Annotated in this window: 22 protein-coding genes, 4 tRNA genes and 1 pseudogene; 11 read left to right on the forward strand and 16 right to left on the reverse strand. The window is 32.3% G+C overall.

What is annotated here, in order from left to right; translation table 11 throughout:
• The first annotated feature begins 84 nt into the window (after positions 1-84).
• Complete coding sequence (locus AC5LWZ_RS09450; protein WP_198220662.1) at positions 85-933, forward strand: aldo/keto reductase; 849 nt, start codon at positions 85-87, stop codon at positions 931-933.
• Between the two features lie 106 nt (positions 934-1,039).
• Here AC5LWZ_RS09450 and AC5LWZ_RS09455 read toward each other — a convergent pair whose 3' ends face one another.
• The gene (locus AC5LWZ_RS09455; protein WP_493463576.1) at positions 1,040-6,058 is read right to left on the reverse strand and encodes an autotransporter outer membrane beta-barrel domain-containing protein; all 5,019 of its coding nucleotides are present in this window, start codon (positions 6,056-6,058) and stop codon (positions 1,040-1,042) included.
• A gap of 724 nt (positions 6,059-6,782) precedes the next feature.
• On the opposite strand from AC5LWZ_RS09455, the gene AC5LWZ_RS09460 reads away from it, so the two are divergent.
• The 3 genes from AC5LWZ_RS09460 to AC5LWZ_RS09470 are packed head-to-tail and all read left to right on the forward strand — an operon-like array spanning position 6,783 to position 10,735.
• Entirely contained in the window at positions 6,783-7,934 is a 1,152-nt protein-coding gene (locus AC5LWZ_RS09460) for a hypothetical protein (protein ID WP_198220665.1), read from the forward strand.
• Positions 7,934-9,304 carry a DUF6384 family protein gene (locus AC5LWZ_RS09465; protein WP_493463577.1) on the forward strand — a complete coding sequence of 457 codons (1,371 nt, stop codon included), beginning with the start codon at positions 7,934-7,936 and terminating at the stop codon, positions 9,302-9,304. The genes AC5LWZ_RS09460 and AC5LWZ_RS09465 overlap by 1 nt, the downstream gene beginning before the upstream one ends.
• 3 nt (positions 9,305-9,307) lie before the next feature.
• Positions 9,308-10,735 carry a hypothetical protein gene (locus AC5LWZ_RS09470; protein WP_493463578.1) on the forward strand — a complete coding sequence of 476 codons (1,428 nt, stop codon included), beginning with the start codon at positions 9,308-9,310 and terminating at the stop codon, positions 10,733-10,735.
• Between the two features lie 103 nt (positions 10,736-10,838).
• Here the strand turns inward: AC5LWZ_RS09470 and AC5LWZ_RS09475 are convergent, their stop codons facing one another.
• The 3 genes and pseudogenes from AC5LWZ_RS09475 to AC5LWZ_RS09485 all read right to left on the reverse strand — a co-directional run bounded on the left by AC5LWZ_RS09475 (position 10,839) and on the right by AC5LWZ_RS09485 (position 12,733).
• Positions 10,839-11,120 carry a YciI family protein gene (locus AC5LWZ_RS09475; protein ID WP_086364228.1) on the reverse strand — a complete coding sequence of 94 codons (282 nt, stop codon included), beginning with the start codon at positions 11,118-11,120 and terminating at the stop codon, positions 10,839-10,841.
• A 155-nt stretch (positions 11,121-11,275) separates the two neighbouring features.
• Entirely contained in the window at positions 11,276-11,797 is a 522-nt protein-coding gene (locus AC5LWZ_RS09480; protein WP_493463579.1) for a DUF2867 domain-containing protein, read from the reverse strand.
• A gap of 189 nt (positions 11,798-11,986) precedes the next feature.
• Positions 11,987-12,733, reverse strand: a pseudogene (locus AC5LWZ_RS09485) (SDR family NAD(P)-dependent oxidoreductase).
• A gap of 111 nt (positions 12,734-12,844) precedes the next feature.
• Here AC5LWZ_RS09485 and AC5LWZ_RS09490 point away from each other — a divergent pair.
• Together AC5LWZ_RS09490 and AC5LWZ_RS09495 are read left to right on the forward strand one after the other, a co-directional pair.
• The gene (locus tag AC5LWZ_RS09490; RefSeq protein ID WP_493463580.1) at positions 12,845-13,774 is read left to right on the forward strand and encodes a LysR family transcriptional regulator; all 930 of its coding nucleotides are present in this window, start codon (positions 12,845-12,847) and stop codon (positions 13,772-13,774) included.
• Between the two features lie 648 nt (positions 13,775-14,422).
• Positions 14,423-14,554, forward strand: a complete 132-nt coding sequence (locus AC5LWZ_RS09495; protein WP_493463581.1) for a hypothetical protein — start codon at positions 14,423-14,425, stop codon at positions 14,552-14,554.
• Positions 14,555-14,572: 18 nt separating this feature from the next.
• Here AC5LWZ_RS09495 and AC5LWZ_RS09500 read toward each other — a convergent pair whose 3' ends face one another.
• From AC5LWZ_RS09500 to AC5LWZ_RS09520, 5 genes are all read right to left on the reverse strand, one after another.
• The gene (locus AC5LWZ_RS09500; protein WP_110447450.1) at positions 14,573-14,848 is read right to left on the reverse strand and encodes a hypothetical protein; all 276 of its coding nucleotides are present in this window, start codon (positions 14,846-14,848) and stop codon (positions 14,573-14,575) included.
• A 717-nt stretch (positions 14,849-15,565) separates the two neighbouring features.
• Positions 15,566-15,641: transfer RNA gene (locus AC5LWZ_RS09505), tRNA-Gly, on the reverse strand.
• 71 nt (positions 15,642-15,712) lie between these two features.
• Entirely contained in the window at positions 15,713-15,970 is a 258-nt protein-coding gene (locus AC5LWZ_RS09510) for a DUF1145 domain-containing protein (RefSeq protein ID WP_086364237.1), read from the reverse strand.
• Entirely contained in the window at positions 15,970-16,533 is a 564-nt protein-coding gene (rsmD, locus tag AC5LWZ_RS09515; RefSeq protein ID WP_198220677.1) for a 16S rRNA (guanine(966)-N(2))-methyltransferase RsmD, read from the reverse strand. Before rsmD ends, AC5LWZ_RS09510 begins: the two co-directional genes overlap by 1 nt.
• 13 nt (positions 16,534-16,546) lie before the next feature.
• On the reverse strand, positions 16,547-19,087 hold the full coding sequence (locus AC5LWZ_RS09520) for a penicillin-binding protein 1A (protein ID WP_493463582.1): 2,541 nt from the start codon (positions 19,085-19,087) through the stop codon (positions 16,547-16,549).
• A 434-nt stretch (positions 19,088-19,521) separates the two neighbouring features.
• On the opposite strand from AC5LWZ_RS09520, the gene AC5LWZ_RS09525 reads away from it, so the two are divergent.
• Positions 19,522-19,926 carry a protein YgfX gene (locus AC5LWZ_RS09525; protein WP_110447448.1) on the forward strand — a complete coding sequence of 135 codons (405 nt, stop codon included), beginning with the start codon at positions 19,522-19,524 and terminating at the stop codon, positions 19,924-19,926.
• A gap of 39 nt (positions 19,927-19,965) precedes the next feature.
• On the opposite strand, the gene tusA is transcribed toward AC5LWZ_RS09525, so the two are convergent.
• The 6 genes from tusA to AC5LWZ_RS09555 all read right to left on the reverse strand — a co-directional run bounded on the left by tusA (position 19,966) and on the right by AC5LWZ_RS09555 (position 24,249).
• Positions 19,966-20,196: a sulfurtransferase TusA gene (gene tusA / locus AC5LWZ_RS09530; RefSeq protein WP_110447447.1), complete on the reverse strand. Its 231-nt coding sequence runs from the start codon at positions 20,194-20,196 to the stop codon at positions 19,966-19,968.
• 26 nt (positions 20,197-20,222) lie between these two features.
• Positions 20,223-21,029, reverse strand: coding sequence for a Cof-type HAD-IIB family hydrolase (locus AC5LWZ_RS09535; RefSeq protein ID WP_110447446.1), 807 nt, complete (start codon positions 21,027-21,029; stop codon positions 20,223-20,225).
• A gap of 116 nt (positions 21,030-21,145) precedes the next feature.
• Positions 21,146-22,438, reverse strand: coding sequence for a secretin GspD/PilQ domain-containing protein (locus tag AC5LWZ_RS09540; RefSeq protein ID WP_493463583.1), 1,293 nt, complete (start codon positions 22,436-22,438; stop codon positions 21,146-21,148).
• A gap of 29 nt (positions 22,439-22,467) precedes the next feature.
• Complete coding sequence (locus tag AC5LWZ_RS09545) at positions 22,468-22,839, reverse strand: hypothetical protein (protein ID WP_493463584.1); 372 nt, start codon at positions 22,837-22,839, stop codon at positions 22,468-22,470.
• Positions 22,836-23,309: a hypothetical protein gene (locus tag AC5LWZ_RS09550; RefSeq protein WP_110447443.1), complete on the reverse strand. Its 474-nt coding sequence runs from the start codon at positions 23,307-23,309 to the stop codon at positions 22,836-22,838. Before AC5LWZ_RS09550 ends, AC5LWZ_RS09545 begins: the two co-directional genes overlap by 4 nt.
• On the reverse strand, positions 23,302-24,249 hold the full coding sequence (locus tag AC5LWZ_RS09555) for a PilN domain-containing protein (RefSeq protein WP_493463585.1): 948 nt from the start codon (positions 24,247-24,249) through the stop codon (positions 23,302-23,304). Before AC5LWZ_RS09555 ends, AC5LWZ_RS09550 begins: the two co-directional genes overlap by 8 nt.
• A 200-nt stretch (positions 24,250-24,449) precedes the next feature.
• Between AC5LWZ_RS09555 and AC5LWZ_RS09560 the strand changes: the two genes are divergently transcribed.
• The 3 genes from AC5LWZ_RS09560 to AC5LWZ_RS09570 all read left to right on the forward strand — a co-directional run bounded on the left by AC5LWZ_RS09560 (position 24,450) and on the right by AC5LWZ_RS09570 (position 24,728).
• Positions 24,450-24,525 (forward strand) — tRNA-Val (locus tag AC5LWZ_RS09560).
• A gap of 35 nt (positions 24,526-24,560) precedes the next feature.
• Positions 24,561-24,636, forward strand: a tRNA-Val gene (locus AC5LWZ_RS09565).
• Between the two features lie 16 nt (positions 24,637-24,652).
• Positions 24,653-24,728: transfer RNA gene (locus AC5LWZ_RS09570), tRNA-Lys, on the forward strand.
• A gap of 518 nt (positions 24,729-25,246) precedes the next feature.
• Here the strand turns inward: AC5LWZ_RS09570 and AC5LWZ_RS09575 are convergent.
• On the reverse strand, positions 25,247-25,372 hold the full coding sequence (locus tag AC5LWZ_RS09575; protein WP_493463586.1) for a hypothetical protein: 126 nt from the start codon (positions 25,370-25,372) through the stop codon (positions 25,247-25,249).
• 139 nt (positions 25,373-25,511) lie between these two features.
• On the opposite strand from AC5LWZ_RS09575, the gene AC5LWZ_RS09580 reads away from it, so the two are divergent.
• Positions 25,512-26,129, forward strand: coding sequence for a tetratricopeptide repeat protein (locus tag AC5LWZ_RS09580; RefSeq protein WP_493463587.1), 618 nt, complete (start codon positions 25,512-25,514; stop codon positions 26,127-26,129).
• Positions 26,130-26,194: the final 65 nt, after the last annotated feature.

Genomic DNA, 26,194 nt, shown 5'->3' on the forward strand with positions numbered 1-26,194 from the left:
ACTTAATAGTGAGATTAATAAATAATCATTCGAAAAGACAACCGTTAATATTTTCAGTTAATTTTAATATTAGAGGTGTGCATTATGAAAAGCACAAAATTAAATAACGGCATTGAAATGCCTATTTTAGGCTTTGGTGTTTATCAAATTGATGAAAAACAGTGTGAGCGAGCGGTATTAGATGCAATTGATGTTGGTTATCGCCTAATTGATACCGCTACAGCTTATCAAAATGAACGCCAAGTCGGAAATGCGATTAAAGTGAGTGGAATTAACCGAAAAGATCTTTTTATTACTTCCAAACTTTGGTTAAATCGTGCTAGCTATGAAGGTGCTAAAATTCAATTTGAACAATCGCTAAATTTACTACAATCAGATTACATTGATCTATATTTAATCCACCAACCTTTTGGTGATATACATGGCGCTTGGCGAGCAATGGAAGAGTTGTATCAACAAGGAAAAATTAAAGCCATTGGTGTAAGTAATTTTCATTCAGACCGTGTTGCTGACTTGATAGCTTTTAATAAAATTAAGCCAGCCATCAATCAAATCGAAATTAATCCATTTAATCAACAATTGCAGACAGTACCTTGGATGCAAAGTAGAACTATTCAGCCAGAAGCGTGGGCGCCATTCGCTGAGGGAAAAAACGATATTTTTAATCACCCTGTATTAACTGTTATTGCCAATAAACATAATAAATCAGTTGGCCAAATTATTTTACGCTGGTTAATACAAAGACAAATTGTTTGCTTAGCAAAATCAACTAGAAAAGAACGAATGGCTGAAAATTTTAATGTTTTTGATTTTGAACTTTCAAATCAAGATCTCATCAATATTACCGCAATTGATACTGCAACTAGTGCATTCTTCTCACATCGTGATCCAGCAATTGTCGAGTGGCTAACTAAACGTAACCCTAATATTTAATTTTTCAATTGAATGAAAGTTTGACAAAAAACTAAAAATAATTAATTAAGCCGATATTTACTAGGTAATATCGGCTTAGCAAAGTTAACAAAATTTTATTTAACGATTACCAATTAGCACGGATACCTACAGAAGCACTAATTGGAGCTTTAACTCTGGCATCGCCACCATGAGTCCATGTGTGCCCTATTTCACTATATGCATTAATTTGATTATTAACTTCATAACTACCACCAATGGCTAATTCAGAACTGAATGATTTAACCCCATTACTAAATTCAGTAGCAGCATTTTTACTAGCAAAAGTGACATGATCAGCACCACTTGGTGAATAGAAAAGGTTTACCCGTGCATAAGGGCGCCATAATTCATTATCAGCTTTATAGTCACCTTCAAATCTAGCCCCAATACGGAATAGCCAAGCATTATTATCACTATGTTTTACTTTAGTTTTACCATTGATATGGCTATCTTTTAAATCTAACCATTGGTGAATTACTTGCGCTTGAGGTTCGATTTTCCAATTAGTATCAAATAAATCAAATGGTTTACCTGTTTCCATGGAGGCATTCAGACTATTTGCTTTTTGTTTGCTATTTTTATTACTATTTGGATTTACATCAACTCGGTGACGAGCAGCTTGTAAAACCATATCGAAATACCCGCCATCGTTTTGCATATAGGTACCATAAGCAGCCATAAAGTATGAATTAATACCATTACTACCTACACGCCCATATCTACCACTAGCAAAGCCATCAACACTTAAATTACCATGTAGATAACCGAAATATCCCCCTATTCGCCAATCGTTATTTTGCCAAATATCACTGCCCAATTGGAAACCTGAGTAGTTGCCTTTACTGTGTGCATTTGCAGTACCATTCTGTTTTACATTAATACGTTTAGTGATAATTCTTCCCCACCCTATTAATGAATCCTGCAATGGCGCATTACCAATACGTTGATGTAAATTACTTTGCATAAGGTTATCTGCTAAACGAAGTTGTTCAGCTATTGCACCAAACATTGATACTTCTTTACGATAAGTTTTTATTCTGGCTGGTTTTTCTGGTTCAGGATCTATTGGTCTCGTAGGGTCAGTTGGGTCGATTGGTTTAATTGGAGTTGAAGGATCTACTGGATCAACTGGATGTGTCGGTTCATTAGGATCTGTTGGTTCTGTAGGGTCAGTTGGGTTATTAGGTAAGTAAGAACGTAAATACCAGTTATTATTTTGATTATTAAGATCCCCTTTATGTAAATAATATTCATATGCACCCACATCTAGATGCTCTTGTTGCATTTTGAAAGCATCATTACTACTCGCTCCATCAACATGCACTAATTCAATACCATTAGTATTACTAGTATCAGCACCTAAACCATCAATATTATTAATCTCTATAAAAGTATTACCCGAAACATTACCTTGTACAAATAATCGATCGGTTGGACTATCACTATCTTGCACAACCGTGTCAAAGATTAACTTACCATTATCTCCAATATAATCACCTGCAATCGTTAAACGGTCACCTGCAAATTGATTACCGAGGGTAATCACACCACTATTATAAACACTACCACTAATATTAGATTGGTGCAGACCAGTTTTAAGATCCACCATAGCTCCTGAATTAATGGTTAATTTATCAGTATTTAAATCGCCAGTGAGTGTTAGTCTAGCAATACTGCTAAGATTAATATTTTCCCAACCAATAATAGCCACATCACCTATCGTACCATTAGAGGTTGATGAACCAATAAGATGTGTATTAAGGTTAAGGCTATCAACATCAGACGATCCATCTACGCGAAGTAATTTATTGCCCCCATCAACAACAGTCAATTGCGATATATCTGCACCCTCATTGATAAATAAGGTATCATTGCCAGTACCCAATCTAATTTGACCACTAACTTTAGAACCATTATTGAGGGAAATAATTGAATCAGTTGTTTCATTTTTAATCGCAATACCACTAGCAGAGGATATATCAGCGCCCTCATTTAAATTGATATAAGTTTTAAGACCTTCTTTACCAGAAGTATTAATGCCTATTCCAGTGATATTATTTTGGCCAACTACCTTTCCTGATATATCAAGTACAGTCATACCTGTGCCATTATTGGTTACCATAATACCATTATCAAAACCATTGATAATGCCATTAGATTGTTTAACAAATAGATCTGTTGCGGTATCACCATTAACGGCTAATATGCTTGAACCTTGATTAGCACTAATATCACCTTCAGCTATAATATTCGTTAAACCTCGTCCATTATTGGTAAGATTAACGCCATTCATCTCTCCCTGAATATTACTATCCGCTTCTTGTCTAAAGGATAGACTACTCGTATTGGCATCATTAGCTACAATAATGGCATCTAAAGTTTGACTAACAATTTGACCAGCAACTTTAATATTCGTTGAACCTTGCCCATTGTTGGTAAGATTGACACTATTGAGCTTGCCATTAATCTCACTACCTTTATTTTGACTAAAAAGTAAATTGTTTGTAGCTGACTCAGCAACAGCAAAAATGGCGTCACTATTATTACCAATCACTTTACCTGCAATACTAATTACCGTAGAGCTTTGACCACTATTGACCGCATATATTCCATAGCGATGACCATTAATTTCACCAGCTGATTGGATAACATTAAGACTTTTAGAGCTAGTACCATTTTTCGCTGCTATACCATCTCGTTGTTTACCGATAACGTTATCTGAAGTAGTAATATTGGTTAATCCTTGACCATCATTTTCTATATTTATACCATCTTGATTACCGGTTATAGAGCCTTTTAATTGATTGATTTTTAAATCCGTAGCACTATTATTGTTAAACACACGGATTGCATCATTCCCAGCACCAGTTACATTGCCTGAAGTAGTGATCGCTGTAGTACTTTTGCCATTATTAGTGATATACATGCCGTATGACTCCCCTTGCATATTACCATCTAATTGTGACACTGTGATATCTTGGCTATTTTGATCATTGAGTAATGTAATGGCATTATATTGACTACCAATAATGTCACCAGACGAAGTTACTGTTGTTTTACCACTACCTTTATTACTAATATTAATCCCATTAGTATTACCTTTAATCAGCCCTGATGTCTGCATCACATTGACATCTTGGCTATGACTGTCATTATTAATTAAGATCCCTTCATTCTCTTCACCAATGACATCACCAAAAGTATTTACATATGTAGATCCATTACCATTATTATTAAAATTAATACCACTTTTTTTGCCATAGATACGGCCTGATGATTGTTTTGCTGTTAAATTTTGACTGTTTGTTTGAGTTAGAGCATAAATACCATTACCTTGATGGCCTAATACTTGCCCTGCAGTTGAAATCGTTGTTGACCCAGTCCCTTTATGTTCAATATTAATGCCATCTTGGTTACCATTGATATTACCTAACGATTGGATAATTGTAAGATCTTTGGTATTGGTCTCATTAACAGCAACAATACCATAATTAGTCTCACCGGTTATATCACCAGAGCTACCAATAATAGAAGATCCATTGCCACCATTGTGAATATAAATACCATTAGATTGGCCAGAAATCGTGCCTGCAGATTGATTAACCGTCATATCGTGGGTATTAGCTTGATTAACGGCATAAAGGCCATCATTTTGTTGGCCAATGACCTCACCATTAGTAGTAATTAAAGTTGAACCAGTACCTTGATTAGTGAGATTCATTCCATTAATTGCACCTTTTATACTACCACTGGTTTGATTAACGTTTAAATCAGTTGTGTTGGCACTACCTGTAGCCAATATACCATCTCTTTGTTGTCCTTCGATCGCACCATGACTTGAAATCGAAGTTATACCATTACCATTATTAACTATATTTATGCCGTATTCTTTACCTGTAATTTCACCTTTTAACTGATTAAAAGTTAATTTATTCGTATTGGCTTGATTAGTAATATTTACCCCATCGTTTTCATTACCAGTAACTGTACCTGAAGTTGTGACAATAGTTGATCCATTGCCATTATTAACAGCATTAATACCGTTTAATTTACCATTAATAACGCCTGAATTTTGAGTCACCGATAAATCATGAGTGTTGCTGCTATTATTGGCATAGATCCCATCATTTTGTTGACCAAGAATATTAGCTGAAACCGCAATTGTAGTAGAACCATTGCCCAGATTATTAGCTTTGATACCATTAAGTCCACCAGTAATAGAGCCACCATTTTGTGAAATCAGTAAATCACCTGCATTTTGTTCATTAACGGCATTAATACCGTCATTTTCATCACCAACCACCTCTCCATTGGAAGTAATATTGGTTCTACCTTTACCTTTATTATCAGCATTAATACCATTTTTTTTCCCATGAACATCACCTGCTGATTGGATTATTTTTAAACCTTGAGTATCACCATCGTTTACAGCCAAAATACCATCAAGCTCATCACCGATAACCGAGTCCGCAGTTGAAATTATTGTTATACCGTGTCCATTATTTAAGGCGTTAATTCCATTGCCTTGACCATGAACATTGGCGCCAACAAGTTCGGTAATATTTAGATCTTGAGTCGAGGTGCTATTTATAGTTCTTATACCATCACCCTGTTTACCCGTGACCTCACCTGAAATCGTAATACCGTTTGAACCATTACCATTATGGTTAAGATTAATACCATTTTTACCACCAATAATATCTCCTGCAGATTGATGTAAAGTTATGTCACTAACACTATTATCACTAATATAGTTATAGCCATCATCAACAGATTCAATATGCTTAGATAATAATATTTCTACTGAGTTGTTGAAGTTAGTAGCACCAAAAAGTGAATTAACATCAACACTAATTTGTTTACTAATAAATTGATTATTATATAAATTTTTATTAACAATCTCATTAGTAACGTTTCGGGCACAATTATTTTTTAGTAACGAACTATCACATTGAGCATAACTCATTGGTGTCATGACTAATGTTACACTGATAGCTGAAACTAAATTAAGTAAAAACAATCGACCTTTAGATTGTGCTTTTTCTGATGTAACGACGTACGCCTGACGCTGTGCATTCCAAACTAACTTAAATACTTTATTCATTATTTCCTCTCCAAAATAAATCTATATTGGTAAAACAACATTTTTATTTGAAAAATCTAATAGAGAATTTTTAAGTAGTGCTATTAAGTGCATGACAATTTGCTTTTTACAGCTAAAAAATCAAGACAATTGTGGAGCGTGGCAAAAATTTCGAACAAATAAAAAAGACTTTATTTATCAAATGATAAGACTAAATTAGTAAATAATTTAAAATAGAAAAAGAAAAACTATGTTATAGATAATTTGATTATCACAAAAAGAAAACTGACTGGAACAACGCTCATTTTTACCACATAGTAGGTAAATTGGCAATTAAAAAGAATAAAATATATTAATGTGTGTAAAAAGAAAATGAGTTTTATATCGGTGGCTTTATTAGTATTTCCTAAATTATTCAATCCATTATATGCAATCGTCTTTTAGCTAATTGGCTTAGATAATGTAAACTTAATTATTTAATAAGTTAAGCAAGATTATAGCCGATTGCAATAACTTAAATTCTAAAATAACAATTTTACTCAAAAATTAAAATAGAAAATCAAGCAAAAAACTACCCATTAAATAAACTATTTTATAATTAATATCCTACTATGCTCAAAATTCTTAGTTTTAATAATTCTTTTTAGAATCATAAAGAATATTGAGATAAATTGTTGTAAACAATATATTAAGATATAATTTAGAAGATTTGTCGATGTAATAATAAAAATTAAAGGATTTATAAATGTCTAGCCAGGTCATACCTTATATTGATAGAGCAGTACAATTATTAAATAAAATCGGAATTATTATTAAACCACAAGCCGATGCACCAATTTTAAAGTTATTGGATAATGTTGCCGAAATTGATAAAAATCGAGTTATCGCAATAGCACGAACCTTACAACAACAAAGTGCTTTTAACCAAGTGGTTCGCGAACAAATAGATGGTGTTGAAGTTTCACAACGTTACACCAAAATTGTTAATCATTTTGATAGTATCCGAACGGATATGGAAAAAATGCTAGGTTGGCTTGATGATGGTCGATTAGATTTTTTTGAAAGAATAAAAATAGGTTGGATGAAACTTCAACGAGGCTCTATTCCCGACCGATTCAATCTGATAAAAAAGACCTATTTACAGGTATCGCAAGAAACCGGTAATCAAATTGAGCGTGAGCATATTATTCTAAATGCCTATCAAGATTTTCGATTTGGATTGAAACAAGCTCAAATCACTGCCGAAGAATTAGTTCAAATAGCAACTGCTCGTCTTGAAGAATGTAAAAATAAATTATCTTTAGCCATTGCCGATGTAGATAATTTTAAAGAAGATGATCATGTGGCAAAAGCGCGTTTAGAGCTTATCCGCGATGAAGCATTACGTAATGTCCAACAAGAAGATAACCGTTATCAAATAATATTGGATTTAGCCAATAATTTAACCGTTTCTTATAATTCAGCAGAAGCAGTCTTTGCCCGTATACAACAAACAACCTCAGTGAAAGAACGAGTTTATCAACAAAGTGTAAGCTTTTTTTCCACCAATGAAATTGTTTTTACTGCATTAAGTGCATCAATCACTTCTTTAACTGGTTTAAGCGAAAGTACTAAAACGTTAGACGCGATGAAAGATGGCATGAATAAAGGTATTGAAAGCATTGCATCTGCGGGTAATAAACAATTAGAAGAAAGCTTACGTGCTGGATATAGCTCAACCATTAAAGCTGATTCGTTACGTGCTTTAGTCGACGCAATTGTCAATTATCAAGAATCAAGTCAACAGCTAATTGCCGAATTACGTAATGAATCAATTGATAATGCGAAAGAGATAGATCGTATTGTTGAAGATGGTAAACAACGCTTTAATAATATTATTTTAAAGGCTAATAATTAATGTCAAATATTAAGCTTAGTGACCAACTAGGTGCAATGGCAATCATTGACGAACTTTATCAAAAGCAACAATTATTACTTGAGCACCTTGATCATAACGCTTTGCGTACAAACTTAGCAGAAAATATAAAAAATTATTATCAAGCTAAGGGGCAAATTGTTAATGACGAAATCATTGAGAAGGGAATTAATCTTTGGTTTAACCAAAGATTACAATTTATTGCACCTAAACGTAGTTGGTTAATTCGTTTTTTTGCTTTTTGTTACATAAAAAGAAATATACTTTATCCTTTTATCGGTGTGATCTTAGTTATTTTATTGTTGCTCAACTTCAGCATATTAAAAAATATTCTAAAAATTAATGATAATATCGATACAACTTATAGTCATATTTTATCCCAAAAAAATACCTTAAATGATCTTAACAATAAATTTTTGCAAATTGATAAACTTCCTGTTTACTTTGCACAAGTTCCCGTAAAAAAATTAAAAGACTCAATTACTCATTTACTCAATCAAGAGATTAATCTTCATGTTACTGAATCAACGGAGATTTCATCGCCAACGTTTGAGATGAATCAGAAAACACTTAATGATCTAAAAGAACTTGATAACTCAATCTCCTCTACTTTACCTGAGATCACAAAACAAATAACAGAATTAAGTGAATTACTTGAAAAGGATAAAAAATTGGCCAACTTAATTCAAAGTAAAGAGTTTATAGAGGCAACTAAAAAATATCCTATTTTACAAATTTCAGTTGATAAAATTCTTGATAATCTCAATCAAGGACAACAAGATATTGATGTTGAACCAATAGAAACACTTTTTCATTCCGTTGGACGTGCTGAAGCTCTTGAAAATAAAATTCTATCTGATACTAAACAACTACAAACATTAAACGTACCTAACTCTGATATGAGTGAAGTTATTACTTTACAAAATGCCTTAACTGCTGATTTAAAAAATTTGAATTTTGAGCATGTCGAACATTATCAAGAAATGATGGCTTACTATATAAAACTAGCTCAAACCAATTTAACGTTAACTATTGTTGATCATCCAGATTATAAATCGGGAGTGGAGCGTACTCATGACAATACTAATGGTAAATCGTGGTACTTGATTGTCAGACCGATGACAACCAATAACCATTCAGATTCATTATGGGTACAAAGTATTGAAACTGGAGAATCAAAATTGGTAAATACATTTGGCCAACAAGTCATTTTAGAACAATATAACAGTGTTAAAAGCGATAAAATGCAAGATGGGCATATTGATAACAATAAACTTTGTACCAAACCGAAAGGACGTTTAATCTTCAATTGTCCAAAATCAGTGAAATCTGGAAGGATTTTAGAGTGGTAAACCATGCAGTCCAAAATAATTGAAAATAAAATTTATGAACAAGCACAGGGTATTAAAGCCACTTTAGATACGGCTTATAAAGAAAGACAAGATACCCTTGATAAAATTTTGAATTTGAAGAATGAACAGGCTAGTATTTATCAAAAAATTGCTACCATATATTTAAAAGAATCACCGGAAAATAGTGATTCTCAAGTCCAGAATATTATTAAGCAATTGCAGGGACTATATAGTGACTTAACTAGCAAGCTTAGTAAATTAGAAAAACAAACTGGTCAATATCAACAGCAATTAACAAATACTCTTGCAAAGTTAGATGAACTTACTACCCAAAAGGTGCTACAACTGGAAAGCGATCCTGATTACGTTTCATCGTTTAATCGTTTTACTATCGAACAAGAAAATTTAGAAAAAATAACCAAAGATTATGAAGTATGCCAAAAAGAATTCTCAAAAAAATTAGCCGAGTACAGTAAAAATAACTATTACAATTATTTAATCAAAAGAAACTATGGCGAAGATAATTATAAAGGTCGTTGGATTTTTAGAAATCTGGATGAATCGCTAGCTGAATTTGTTCATTTTAATGAAAATTATAAAAACCAAAAAATACTCGAATCTTTAATGAAAGAATCGCAATTTAAATACGATAATCAGAAAAAATTATACGATTTGGCCTTAAAACAAAAAAATAACAAAGAACAACTGGTTGAAAACAGTTTGAAGCTACCGCAATTAAAAACTGAATTAGCTAAAATTGAACAGGATTTAGATAAAGCTGAATGCCAGAAGCAAGAGGCTTATAATACATTAAATGACACACAATCAGGACAAAGCGTTCAGTTTAAAAATTTATCTTCAAAGCTAGCTAAGTTACTAGAAAATCAGTCAATTAAAAAACTTGAGCAGCTAACCTTACAAACTAAATCCAAAGAAGATGATATATTACTTAAAAAAATTCCTGAATTAGATAAACAGATAAAAAAACTTGAACAACGTATTCCACATTTTCAACAATCAATTGGAAATCTTGAAGATATTTTTATTCGCTTTAATCAAACGTTAAATTTATTTAGGCAAAATAATATACCTAGTTCTTTTTATGAATATAAAATTTCTTCAAACACACTTAATAACCTACTAAATAATTTAATAGAATATGGTGATTCTCCTGAAAAAATAGTTATGGAACTTTTAGCTAGACGCGTGCTAAGAAATAATACAACTTCCTCAAGTACAAATAGTGGCTGGTCGATATTAAGTAGCTCTAGTTCATCTTCTTCTAAGCGCTCAAGTCGCTCATCATCAAGCTGGTCATCTAGTAGTAGTCGAACTTCATCAAGTTCTTCAAGTTCGTCATCCAGTGGGAATAGTTATTCATCGAGCTCTTCATCTGGTGGCGGTGGATATCGTACTACGGATAGTTTTTAGATAAACAAAATTAGTTTTATGCAAGTTATTTATTAAATTATTCGTTTAAGTAGGTGCATTAAATGCAACCTACTTTTAACACATCAGATCAGATAATGTAAATTTAATTACTTAATAAGTTAGGCGAGATTTTATTCGCTTGAAATAAGGTAAATTCTAAATCAACAAGATCATAAATACAAAATGGATCTAATTTCATAATACTTTTAACTTCTTCAAGTGAATCACTCATTACTACAATAATTGCACCTGTTTTATTCTCTAAAGGACCAGACGCGATAAACTTATTGTTGGCAAAATACTCATCTAAAAATTTGTTATGTTCTTCAAATTTAGCTAATAGTTCTTCCAAAGGTCTTTTAAACTTAAATGTTACAATTATCATTATACATTCCTTATATATTTTAAATTAGTTACGTAAATATTTAGCTAAATTTCTCTAGCTAAAAAATTTTACTTATTATGAAGTCTGTTGTCATACAAAAAAGGGTAAAAAAGTTAATAGTTCAATTCAAAATCAATCCTGATTTACGAATACAATCATTTTTTAGCGTTAAGATTTCTCAATAGTCTATTGACAATAAATGGATGTAGAACAGAAACTGGCACCATATATAACTTGCCAATTAAATTATGATTTTTGACTGATGTAATCACATATAATTTATTTTGTTTATCATTATCATTAACTAAGTAAAGATGCAAACAAACATCTAGATGATGATCTCTAATGATTAAAGTTAATTTATCTTTTTCTAACTCAATAACGTTAAAAAAATGCACTTTATCGCCAACATTAGGTATATTTTTACTTAACTGTTCAAAACCTTTTATTGTTCTAATTCCTACCATTCTGCCTAAAAAATCTCTCATCTTAAATAATATTTTAAGCCATTTAGGTTGAGATTGAGTCATCATTCTATAAGCGTCATAAGCAGAAATATCGCTAGGAATAGAGGCTGTTTGGTAACTTAAATAATCAATATCTTCCGCAATTAAAGCAACCTGACGGTTTAATAACCTATTTAATTTATTAATAATATTTGTTTTCTTAGCATCCATGACTAACTCAATTAAGTTGTAACTTACTTATTGGCTAGGTTAAAAGCATAAAAAATATACTTTTAACTAATAATTCAATTGGCAAGTAAATAACATTATTAGCTAATTTTGCAATATAATTATATATTTATCAATCAATAAAATATAAATAATTATTACTTACAGTTTTATTTAATTTTAGTTATTTTTCTACCAAACACCCGTTGAGTATCCGCCATCTACTATCATTGTCGTTCCTGTCACAAATTCACTTTGCGTTAAATAAACAGCTGCATCAACGATATTTTGCGGATTGCCAATTTTTCCCATGGGAGACATTTTAGCTAAATTTTCTCTATCTTGTGCATTATGAATTGCATTAAGGGGGGTATCAATTACACCTGGAGCAATGGCATTCACTTGTATATTTGATGAAGATAATTCTAAAGCTAATGCTCGCGTAGCTTGATTTATTCCACCTTTGATCAATACAGGTAATAATGTAGGTAACTTAGCATTCGGCTAAATAGCAATTGATGCAGTTATATTAATGATATGACCAGCGCCATTGTTCATCATATGGTTAGCAGCTGTTTGTGATGGATAAAAAAAGCCTTTCAAATTGGTATTGATGATTGTATCAACATCTTCCTCAGTATAATTAATGATAGGTTTGGCAATAAAAATTCCTGCATTATTAATTAAAACATCAACTTTATTAAAACGCTCTATCGCTTTGGCAAATAATTTTTTCGAAGTTTCTGGTTTACCGATATCGCCAGAAATAAGAAGTAAACGCTCAGGGTTACCCAACTTAACAGCCATAGCCTCTAAATTAGCACTATTACGGCCATTAGCCACAACATTATAATTTAACTCTAGATATGCTTTGACAAGTGCTGAACCTATCCCCCCAGCAGCGCCAGTAATAATAGCTGTTTTATTTGAAATACTCATGAAACTCTCCAGTAATATATTTAACATTTAGCAATACTGTAATCTATGTTTTAAAATTGAAAAACAGGCTATAATTAATTCCATTAATTACATAATGTAATTAATGGAATTATGTCACGTCATTACAAAGATTTTCAGTTAAGTAGTATCGAACACTTTTGCCTTACTGTTGAAAAAGGCAGTTTTACAGCAGCTGCAAACATGCTATGTATTACACCATCAGCGGTTAGCCGATCAATTGCTCGTTTAGAAGATAGATTAAATGTCCGATTGTTTGTCAGAACAACACGCCAATTGCGCGTTACATCTTTCGGGCAGGAATATTATGATCAATGCCGACAAGCGTTAAATCAGTTAAATGATGCAGAACTTACAATAAAGAACACACAAAGTTCATTGCACGGTTTGATAAGAATAAGTGCACCAACACCATTTACCCATTTTAGACTAATTCCCTTTTTGCTACTATTTCAGAAAAAGTATCCAAATATCCATATTGATATACATTCTAGTAATCGCAATATAATTTTTTCCGAAGATAATTTTGATATAGCAATAAGAGGACAAAAACCGAAAGACTGTAATCTAATCGCCAGAAAATTAGAGGATTCAGAATTAATTGTTGTGGCAACCCCAACATATTTACAAAATATGGGGATCCCAGTTATGTTAGAAGATTTAAAAAAACATAATTGTATTGAATTTGAATTACCGAGTACAGGACGTAAAATATTATGGCATTTCTGTAAAAAAGGAAAACCAATAGAGTTAGAAATAAAAGGCAACTTTACTATATTGGATGATTTTTTGGCAACTAATGAATTAGTCAAAAATCATGCTGGCCTTATGCAAGTTTATCGTTTTTCAATAGAAAAAGAATTAAAAAGTGGTGAACTCGTTGAGGTATTGAAGGAATTTAATGGCGCAACACGGCCATTCTTTTTATTATACCCACATGCCAAATACCTACCGCTGAATGTAAGGTTATTTGTTGATAGTTTAATAGAATATATGAGCATAACAAAACAAGATTATTTATAATTAAATAAAAAAACTATTCTACTCTATAATAGAAATACAATCGATTCATAGTTGGGACTTACTTCTTTTAAATTCGTGTAGCCACTACCAAACTTCTGACCTCAATAAGAGTAGATAAGGCGATAAAATAGATAGGTATTAAGAAACAATAAAAATATTGTCATTAGTCTATGCTTTCAGAGTTTTTTAATTTATGAATAATAATTCAATTAGTGATATGGCGAGTATATCAATTCAAATTACAAAAAAGTAAAGAACAAACATCATTTTGATACGATTACTTATGCGATATTAGCTATCTTTTGGTTAAACACTCTATTTAACTTATGGGGTGTAGTATTATGGTGAGTTTCTGTATTTGGTTTGGTCTTTTAAATTATAAATAATAATCTACGCAGATCAATTTAAGTAATAGGATCAGGTTTATAAGCAAAGATTCTTCCTTTCTAATAAACCAATCGCGTCTTTCAATAGTAAATGCTTATCATAATACCTGAAGATATTGTAATGTAACTCAGTTTTTTATCAAAGTCATTGCATTGAGAACGCAGATTTTTCTCTATTTCATTAATGCAAAAACTATCTATCTCGCCTCATGCTTTGTAATTGACTTATCAAACGATTGTTCCCTATTCATTAATGAGGGATATGGATAAACCCATCCGCCATTATGGTTGTAATAGACTTGATCTATTTTATATTTTGGTATCAATAGATCTAACTGGGCGTAGCTACCTATTTTATAGAAGTAAGTTTCTCTATTTTGCTTGTGCAGCATAGTCCTGTATACCATAATTATTAACTTATTATTTTAAGTTGCTTCTTTAATGACTCTATTTCCGCTAATAATTTTGGAATGTCTTGTCGAGCATGAGCAATAAAATCTTGATCATCGATTGTTGCACCGAATAACTCTATATCTTCACCTCTATTATCATCTAAACCAGTCATGATAAAATTTGAACCACTAACGTGATCCCTTCCTTCTACATAAGAAATCCAAGGACCATTTGTTGCTTTACTACAACGATCTGATATTTCTTTAAGTTCCTGATCTGTAAGTATACTTTTCATTAAAAATTACCTTTCTTCTACAATAATTTTGAAATATCCATTAACTATGCCGCTTTTTAACGATTCATTCCTTATAAGCTTGCATGATTTGGATTAGAAGCATTTGGAGGGGATATCTCCCTCCTGTTGCTCGTATGTCACCAACATTATTACGTTATATTCCATTACCTAATTATCTAATGTTTTTGTAAATCTATAGTTAACAGAAACATTTTACGAATTTTCTTTTTGTCTATTTTATCGCCAATCAATCTGGAAAACAAACTCATCTTCTACAAACAATGACTTTATCTGACATAGAATCTATTCCAAAAGGATCAAACCAAACTATTGGATTAGAAGTATACTAATATAAGTTAATCCCAACCAATAACATAATCGGATTTGGAGTGATAAATCTCCCTATTTACTTCTCATAAAACTTAAAAGTTTCGTAATATAATCAGGCTTCTTCACCAAAATATTAGCTTTGATATTTTAGGTTTTGTTCAAATTTATTGATACATAAGCTATCAACTTTACACCATGTTTTATAATTGGCTCACAAAACAATAGTACCTTGTTGATTAGTGAGTTCTATAATTGAGTCGGTATGTCTGTAGTAGAATTGATGCATTTCATTTACGTACTTATATAGACACAGAGATGGCAATTATTGACAGTTCCAAAAAGGGAAATATGTTAACTGTTGATTATAGGATACTATAAATCTTAAATTGGAGCGGGAAACGAGGTTCGAACTCGCGACCTCAACCTTGGCAAGGTTGCGCTCTACCAACTGAGCTATTCCCGCATATTGAATGCTTCGAAAGAAGTGGTGAGCATTATACAAAAATATTCGTGTATGGCAACCTTTTTTAATCGTTATTTTTTGTTCTTCCAGCTAAGTGTTTCAAAAACACCAAAAATAAAAAGTCTAAGTGCTTTAAATTTATCCTGCTGCTTTTCTTGATTGGTCATCGTTGATTGTAATAACCAAGCTTGTAAGCCATGTGTTATAACAAAAGCGGCCAATCCAACGTATGCAACAACATTGGCTGGCTTTGGAAATGGATGAACTAAGTTAAATAATAAAAATAACCATATAAATGAATAGATTAATTTACCCAAAAGTATAAACATTATTTGTCTTCTCGTATAAATAGATAGCTATGAACTTGTCCGGCTGTTTTCTCTCTATGTAAATACCAATTTGATGGAATATAGCTAGTTAAATCATGAGTGGTTTCAGTCTCGATGTAAATATAAGCGGATAAATTAAGCCAATGATTATTTTCAAGGAGTTTCACTGTCTTTTCAATCAATGATTGATGAAAAGGTGGATCGATAAAAACAATATCAAATTGTTTTTGCGCAGGTTTATTTAACCATTGAAAAGTATCAGTTGCATAAATGTCAATATTATCACTTGCAATGAGTTGTTTATTTTTTTTCAGCTGATTAGCCACCTGCTTGTCTTTCTCTAATAAAGTGACTGATTGAGCTCCACGTGATGCAGCTTCAAAACCTAATGAACCACTACCTGAAAAACAATCTAAACAATTGCTATTTTGTATAATTGGCATTAACCAATTATACAAAGTTTCTTTTACCCTATCTGTGGTTGGGCGCAGGCCTTGCTTATCAAGAACCGACAATTTTCTACCGCGCCATTTACCACCAATAATTCTTATTGAACCATTCATATAATAACCTTACTTAGAATAGTTCTTGAGTATTGCCTTGTGAATCCGTCACACTAGTACCAACTTCTTGTGATCCATATGTAGTTGGCTCAGTTCCTTTAATAAAATATTCTGACATTGTTCTTGCACCAGAACCTGGTAACATGCCTGTTCGTTGATCAATTGTCACTGAAATCACATTATCTGGTTTTACATCTTGTTTTTCTGGCACATCTTTAAGAGCTACTTTCATATAATCAACCCAGACTGGATTAGCTGTAACTGCACCAGCTTCGGCACGGAAAGTCCGCCCTAAAGCACGACGGTGATCATCAAAGCCCATCCAAACCGATGTTACAATGTTGCCACCAAACCCAGAAAACCAAACATCTTTCGATTGGTTAGTAGTACCAGTTTTACCACCAACGTCTCTTCGACCCAAGGCTTTTACACGCCACGCTGTACCTTGCCAATCAGAGCCACCAAACACGATGGTACGTAAACCATCTTTCATAATATAAGCAATACCACTATCAACCGTATGTGGCGCATATTTAGGTGTTACATCAGCGGTTTTGTTATCATTATTAATATCAGGTAAGATTAAATTATCTTCTGACTTAAGATTAGCCTCTTCAGGCTCTTCATTACCAAGTTCATTCGATTCGTTTTCAACATTATCTAACGATACTGAAACTGAATCAAATTTCACAACCTCATCTTTACAATTATGACAAGCAATCAATGGTTGGTGTTGATAAAACACTCCTCTGCCATTATCGTGCTCGATTTTTTCAATTAAATATGGCGTGATTAAATAACCACCGTTCACGATTACTGAATATGCCCTAGCAACTTGTAATGGTGTAAATGATGCTGAACCTAAGGCTAATGATTCATTATGAGAAATATTTTCTTTCGGGAATCCGAAACGTTCTAAATAGGTTGCCGCATAGTCGATACCTATAGCACGTAGTGCCCTTACCATCATCACGTTTTTAGACATTCCTAAACCGATTCGCATTCTTAATGGCCCTGCGTAGGTTGGTGGTGAATTTTTAGGACGCCATGTCACACTACCAGTAGTCCGCACAATAGGTGCATCATTAAGCAGAGTTGCCATAGTTAAGCCCTGTTCTAAAGTTGCTGTATAGATAAATGGTTTAATATTAGAGCCCAACTGACGTAATGCTTGTGTTGCACGATTAAATTTACTTAAATTGAAATCGTAACCACCAACAATAGCCTTAATTGCCCCATTATCCGAATCAAGAGAAACCAATGCAGCATTAACAGCAGGTATTTGCGCTAAAGCCCAGTTATCACCAGATTTTTTCACCCAAATTAATTGACCTGCTTTTAATGTATCGTTAACTTTTCTTGGTGAAGCACCTTGTTGATTATCATTAATAAATTTTCTTGCCCACTTCATATCTTGATAAGCAATGGTAATATTACTTTTATCAGATAATACAGCTTTTGCTTCTTTATCATTCGATTCTAATACCACTGCTGGACACATACCGCTGTAGCAGATATATTTATGTAAGGCTGCTTGGATTTGATCTTCATCTAAGGCTGGCTCATTATTTTCCCATAAAATTTTTTCAGGGCCACGATAGCCATGTCGCATATCATAATCAATAATATGTTTTTGAACTGCTTCTGTTGCTGCAACTTGATCTGTTTTAGAGATTGTCGTATAAACTTTGTAACCATCAGTATAAGCATTTTCACCAAATTTATCGTACATAAATTGTCTCGCCATTTCAGCAACATATGGCGCAGAAAATTCAATATTTGGTGTATGGTAACTTGCATTTAATGGTTGCTTAATTGCTTCATCATATTCAGCTTGAGTAATATAAGATTGGTCTAACATTCGTCCCAATACCCAGTTACGTCTAATTAACGCTTTATCTGGATGAGAAATCGGATTGAATGCTGAAGGTGCATTTGGTAAACCAGCAAGCAATGCAGCTTCATCTATGGTTAACTGATCTGGAGTTTTACCAAAAAAAGTAAATGATGCGGCTGCTATACCATAAGCTCGTGATCCAAAATTGATCATATTAAGGTATAACGCCATTATCTCGTCTTTAGATAATTCTTGCTCCATACGTATAGCAATAATCATCTCTTTTACTTTACGAGATATGCTTTTTTCAGGTGTTAAGAAAAAGTTCTTAGCAACTTGTTGGGTGATAGTACTACCACCTTGTGAAAAACCTTTTTGCTTTAATCCTACATACATTGCTCGCACAATACCAATTGGGTCAATGCCAAAATGTTCATGAAAACGAGCATCTTCAGTAGCGATAACAGCATTTACGACAACAGGTGGAATTTGATCGTATTTTAATGGTATTCGTCGACGTTCACCAAAAACAGCAATCAATTCACCATCTTTACTGAGAACTTGCATAGGTGTTTGCAATCTAACATCTTTTAATGTTGCAACATCCGGTAGATCTTTTGAATAATAGCTATAACCAGCTATGCCAATAATTAAACCACAAAGAAATAAACCTATAAAAAGTTTAAGGCAAAATTTTAATATTTTTAGTATTATCACAAATCATTCCTATCCAATTGATTTTTAATCAAAGAAAGATAATAAAACTGTTGTTATATTTATTAATATCATTTTTAACCGACGAGTATACTACTTACTCGATAAGACTCAAAATAAAAAGCAATAATTATCTATATTGCAAATAATACTTGAATCAAATTTTTAACCATTAATTCTTTTAATTTAAACAAGAAATTTAAATTAAAGTTAATTGCCATTTTTATATATCGTTACTAATACATTGATTAATAAATTACTACAACCAATACGTTATAAAACAACAACCAAATAGCTAATAAATTGACGATGTTAACCGTATTATTACTAAATTATTCAAGAATTTTGCGTATTATCTCACAATATTTTTATATTTTTAAATAAAACAGATAAAACAATTAAATAATTGTGCTTTACATCAATTTAAGAATATTAATATGTGGAGCACAAATCTTACTCGATCTTTTTTACAATTATTGGGTTCTAGTTGTTTTTATTTAATTTTAATTATGATAAGTTTTATTCAGTTAGCCGATACATTCTTGAATTGTTATATCTATATTTTAATTTTAGTTTTAATCGTTGAATGGTGGCGTAGTGTCAATTATTTCAGAACTATTAAAGGTGAATTGGCATTATTTGAATATATACACCAAATTTATTGGCATAAACAACGTTGGCATTTAATGCGAAAACCACTGCTTTTACGTTATATGGTAATTTTAAATTTAAAATCATGTCGTGATGGCAAAAGAAGAGTATTATTTTTAATGATCGATAATCTTGCACCTAATGATTGGCGCACACTACACTATCATTTAAAACAAATTGATTTATCGTAATAAAAATGAATTTAACTGAAAATTATTCAGATCAATTTATTAATGTGATTTTTTAATCCAATATTCAAATGGTATAGATTCAATCTGAGCATTAACTAATTGATGATCCATATGCCGACAAAAGCTAGGAATATCACGAGTTGTAGCCAAATCATCAGCTATAACATGTAAGATTTGACCAACAGCTAATTCTCTAATCGCTTTACGAACCAGCATAATGGGTTCTGGGCAACGCAAGCCCAGAGTATTAAGATCTTTATCAACAATCATATTTATGGTTAATATAACTATTCAAATTAAAGTAAAAGATTAGCTAAATAGTGAGGTACAGCATCATCAGCATTAGAGCCAATTACTTCAAGTTCAGGAAGTAATGACTTAAGTTCAGGACTTGCATCTTTCATGATACAACCCTTCCCTGCTATTTTTAACATTTCATAGTCATTCATTCCATCACCAAAGGCAATACTATCTTTAAGCTGATAACCTAAACTTTCAACCACTAATTTTAATGCACTACCTTTAGTTACATTTTCCGCCATCACTTCAAGACAGTTTGCTGTAGAAAAAGCGATACTAACTTTTTTGCCGAATTGTTGTTCAATTTTGTGTTTTAGTTCAACCAAATGATGGTTATGTGCAACATCAGAAGTGGTAAAATAAATTTTGGCAATATCATCAGCGACAAAATTACGCGGATCGAAAAATTGATATTTAAATTGCGTGTCAGTAAAAAAACTAAGCGAATATGCATCTGGTTTATTAATTAACCAATCATCACCACGATAAACATGCGTATAAATATATGAACTGTCTTGACAAATTTGTGCTAACTCACAGGCTAGATTAGGCTCAAAGCTACGACTAAAAACTAAATTACCTCGACTATCATGAACTCTAGCACCATTTGAGGTTATCATAAAAGCGTCGATTTCCATATTTTCACGCATTTGACCAACATCGATATGATGTCGACCAGTAGCAAAGGCAAAGTGAATCCCCATTTGACGTAAAGCTTGAAGAATTTTTTTAGTAAATGGCGATAAGCTATGCTCAGTATTTAGCAAAGTGCCATCTAAATCAGAAGCGACAAAATGAAACATGATATTCTCAACTTTTATAATAAATTGTAATTCTAGTGACTATATTTTGCATTGAGTTAATAGGCTCAAAACAAAGTAACAAAATAAGATTGAGTATGATACAACTCCATGGCTATTTACTCAACTAATTGCGGAGTAATAAAGATAACTAATTCTCGTTTTTGTTGTTTTTTTGTTTTATTTTTAAAAGCATTACCGATAATGGGTACATTGCTAATGCCTGGAACACTATTTTTACTAACATTATTAATTTGTTGGAAAATTCCACCTAATACAACAGTTTCGCCACTTTTAATTTTGACTTGCGTTCTAATTTCCTGTGTTTCAATAGCTAACGCTTCGCCCCCATCACGTCGCTTTATTGAACGACCAGCCGTATTTTGCGTAATATATAAATCTAATATCATTTGATCGTTAGCAATAATTTTTGGGGTAACCTCTAAACCTAATACAGCTTGTTTAAATTCAACAGATGTAGCTCCATTACCACCATTTGAAACTTCATAAGGAATTTCTGTACCTTGCTTTATTGAAGCCATATTTTGATTTGCCGTTAACAAATTCGGACTTGCTATAATTTCTAACTGGTTTTCTGATTCTAATGCCGAAAGTTCAAGATTTAACAAACTACCGGAAAGTTTTGCTAAATTGAAACCGACAGAAGATGCTGCATTGGTGACACCAAAGTCAACATCAAACTTACTTAATACTTGTGATGAGTGCCCAGTATATCCCCACTTTATACCTAACTCATCCATACTTTGCTTATTCATTGTGACAATATGAGCCGAAATATGCACTTGAGGAATTGGCTGATCCAAACTTTTAGCTAATTTTTTGATATTGGAAAATTGTGTAGACATATCGGTAATAATGATTGAGTTAGTTCTTTTATCGATAATCGCTTTTCCTCGTTCGGATAATAATCCTTGTGATTGAATAGTTTCAACTAGATTATTAAGGTCGGCATGATTAACTGGAATAGTCAGCAAATTTAATGGCTTATTTAATTGCAACTCTTTTTGTTCTAGTAATTTTTTTTGAAGCAACACCTCTGGATCAACAGCTTTTGATATAAATAAGATATTATCGTCAATTTCAGCGCGTAAATTTGCAGAATTTAAAACAACTGTTAATGCTTTTTGCCATTTAACATTTTGCAGTTTAATGGTTTGTTTGGTTGACAAATCATCGACCATAACTAAGTTCATCTGTTTATTGTCAGCAAGTGCTTGCAAAATTATAGCAATGTCTGTTTGATAAAAATTTATAGAAATTAGATCGTCCGATTCAGCGCTTGATAAAGTTTTAGGATTTGCCCAACATGACATAGAAAAAAGCATAACTAAAATAACAATATTTAAATATTTTTTTGCTAAACTTTTTAATATTTGGCTAATTTTAAACATTAATTATATCCTTAAACTATAATAGTCACTTATTTTGTCAAAGGCATTGTCCATAACACAGTATGATTGCAATAGTTAGGTAAACTTGCTTGCCATAAAAGTTTATCGTCTAATACAGCACTTACAGTCCATGGAAACAAAATATGCGGTACGGTATTATCAGTAATTGCTAACCAATTATTTTCAGAAAAAAGCCATAATTGTTGGTAATGGTTCTCTATGCGTTGGATATAACCTTTATATTGCCAAACTTGGATCTGTTTATTAAGGAGATCTGTCTGCTCCTGACAACTAAAATTAATAGTTTGTAAAAAAGGATCCCTTGTTAAATGAATATCTGCATTAACATTAAAACAATAAATCATTAATGAAAAATAACTGATAATAAGATAATAATTCATTTAATATCCCTTTTAATCAATATGTTAAATTTAATTTGCAAATAAGTATCTTGCTTATCAATAGTAAAATTCTGAAAATTTAAATAATAAAAATTGTCATTTAACTCACTAATAAATTGCATAAAATTAATAAACTGCCCTCGTAGCTCAATATGCCAATAACTTGACAATTCATTTTTCTCATATTTAAAGGAAGTTAAGTGCAATTGATTACGTTTGATTGCTTTAGCAAACTCAAGTTCTGTTAGTAAAGTTAACGAACTTTTTTTAGCAGATTGATAACGTTCAATTTTTGATTGAAGTAATTTAATTGCCGTTTTCTTTTCTTCATATATCGTAATTTGCATCTCTGTTTGTTGTTTTAGTTCTTGAATAAAAAACTGATAACAAATGAAAAACACAATTGAAGGTAGCAAAAAGCTGATTAAGTATTGTTGCCAAATAGGTCTATAAAAAAAATCATTATTCATTTAATTCAATATCCAGTTGAAACAACAAACTATCTCCACTATTTTCGATATTTTTTACCAAGCTACTATTTACCTCATGACTGGATAAAAGTTGCTGATTAAAATTAATAATATCGACATAATTAATACTTTGACCGATAATTTTTATATGCTGTGCTTCATATTCATACAATCTTAACCAAATTGTCTCTGGCAGCATTTCTGCAAACATTTGTAGCGATTGTTGAATCTGTTTTTGACTAGGTGAAGGATTAGGAATAAAACTTGCTAATTGAGCAGACAATTGCTGTTCTAGCACTTGTTGTGTTGATAGCTGTTTCGAATATTGAGTAAATGTAGTTTGGCCATCAAGTAAAAGATAAAAGAAGAAACAACTCAGTAAACCAATGAAGCTAACCATGAAAAGTAGTAATTGAAACTGATGCTGCCTTGCTTTTTGCTGGCGCCACGGTAAAAAATTAAATCTTATATTTTCCAACTTACTATTAATAGAAAGCAAAGTTAAACCATGCTTTTTGGATAAATCTATCCAATAATTGGCTGCATCACTATCACAAATAGCAATCATAATAGTTTTTTGAGGGCCTGCTAATGACACAAAATCGAAAAACATATTGTTTGCCGGTAATTGAAATAGTTTATTGATTATTGCTTTTATATATAAAGTTAATTCTGCTGAATTTAATTTCACCTCAGGATAAGCCGTTTTCTGAAACTGAACGTAACTTTGGCCTAAATTCAGTGCTATTGCGGTTAATTTTGGCTGCTGTTTTTTTAAATTTTGTATCAGTTGCTCAATATCAGTCGAGTTTTGATAAGTAATATCAGCTAAATTTTCATTATTAGAATGTCCGTTAAGGGCTTTAACAGTTACCACTTGATAGCGTAATATTTCTGGTTCGATTGTAATAACAGCACATTTTTTATTAAAAACCATCATATGTATCTTAAATAATGTTGATTGGTGATATCAAAAATCATAATCATAATTAGCTGGATATAAGCCAACAATATGCATATTTGCGAAGTATCATCCAAAAAATGTCTAAAATTAAACCGAACAGGGTCAATTTTAAGAAAATTTTAAAAAAAAGGTTGACTGAAATAAGACGTGCCTTATAATGCACATCCACACGGTAAGGGTGATTAGCTCAGTTGGGAGAGCACCTCCCTTACAAGGAGGGGGTCACTGGTTCGAACCCGGTATCACCCACCAATTCTTACCGTGATGTTTTAGAAATAAAACACTTGGGGTGATTAGCTCAGTTGGGAGAGCACCTCCCTTACAAGGAGGGGGTCACTGGTTCGAACCCGGTATCACCCACCACTTTTACTATCTTAATGGGTTGTTAGCTCAGTCGGTAGAGCAGCGGACTTTTAATCCGTTTGTCGAGCGTTCGAATCGCTCACGACCCACCACTTTTTTCTCTTTCATCTATTCCGTTACAGATAAATTACTCAGCGATGAGAACGCTAGCGTTCGACAAATTCGTCTGGAACGAATTTGAACAACACAAAGTGTTGGCCCTGAAAGGGTGAGGCACACGATGTGCCGAATAATCTAGCTCACGACCCACCAATTTTTTTCTTTTTCACTTACTCCATTACGAATAAATTATTTAGCGATAAGAACGGCTAGCGTTCGACTAATTCGTCTGGAACGAATTTGAACAACACAAAGTGTTGGCCCTGAAAGGGTGAGGCACACGATGTGCCGAATAATCTAGCTCACGACCCACCACTTTTTTCTCTTTCACCTATTCCATTACAGATAAATTACTCAGCGATGATAGCGCTTGCGTTCGACTAATTCGTCTGGAACGAATTTAAACAACACAAAGTGTTGGCCCTGAAAGGGTGAGGCACACGATGTGCCGAATAATCTAGCTCACGACCCACCAATTTTTTTCTTTTTCACTTACTCCATTACGAATAAATTATTTAGCGATAAGAACGGCTAGCGTTCGACTAATTCGTCTGGAACGAATTTGAACAACACTTGTGTTGGCCCTGAAAGGGTCAGGCACACGATGTGCCGAATAATCTGGCTCACGACCCAACATTTTACTAACCAAAAGAAAACTATTGATACTTTTGTAAACTTGCTTATAAAATAGCTAAATTACATAACGACAATAGATTTATCTATAACGAATAAATTCGCTACAGTCTTTTTACAGTAATAAAATTACTGGGTATATAATGAAAAAATTAATTCTAATCCTATCATTAGGTTTGTTCACTTATGGTTCGGCTTTTGCTGATGAAAAACCTGAATTAAATTTTGAAAGTGAATATCAAAAAGCTACAGAACAAAATGATCCTGAGGCTCAATATCATGTTGGAATAATGTATTTTAATGGTTATACAGTTAAAAAACGGATATTTAAAGGTATTGAACAAGGGGCAATTGATAAGCCCGAACAAAAAACTGAACCAGATTATAGTAAAGCAAAAGAATGGTTTGAAAAAGCAGCTAAACAAGGACATATTGGTGCTCAGCATAGTTTAGCTATGTTGTATTATAACGGACAAGGTACTAAGCAAAATTATCTAAAGGGTATTGAATGGGATACTAAAGCAGCACAAAAAGGAGATCCTGTAGCACAATATACTTTAGCAACTATGTATTATAAAGGCACCGGTGTTAAACAGAATTATTTTAAAGCGAAACAATGGTTTGCTAAAGCCGCAGAACAAAACTATTTAGACTCTAAAGACCATTTATCAGTAGTTTCCAAAAAAGTTCAAGCAATTATCAAGAAAAATAATCAAGCAAAAAAACAAAAAACTAGCAGTGTTGATTGTGGATGTAGTTAATGTTGAAAAAATTATCATATTTTTCAATTTATTGCTTATTTATAATTAAAAACTCTACTGAAAAT

Source organism: Gilliamella sp. LMG 34362, assembly GCF_984569125.1.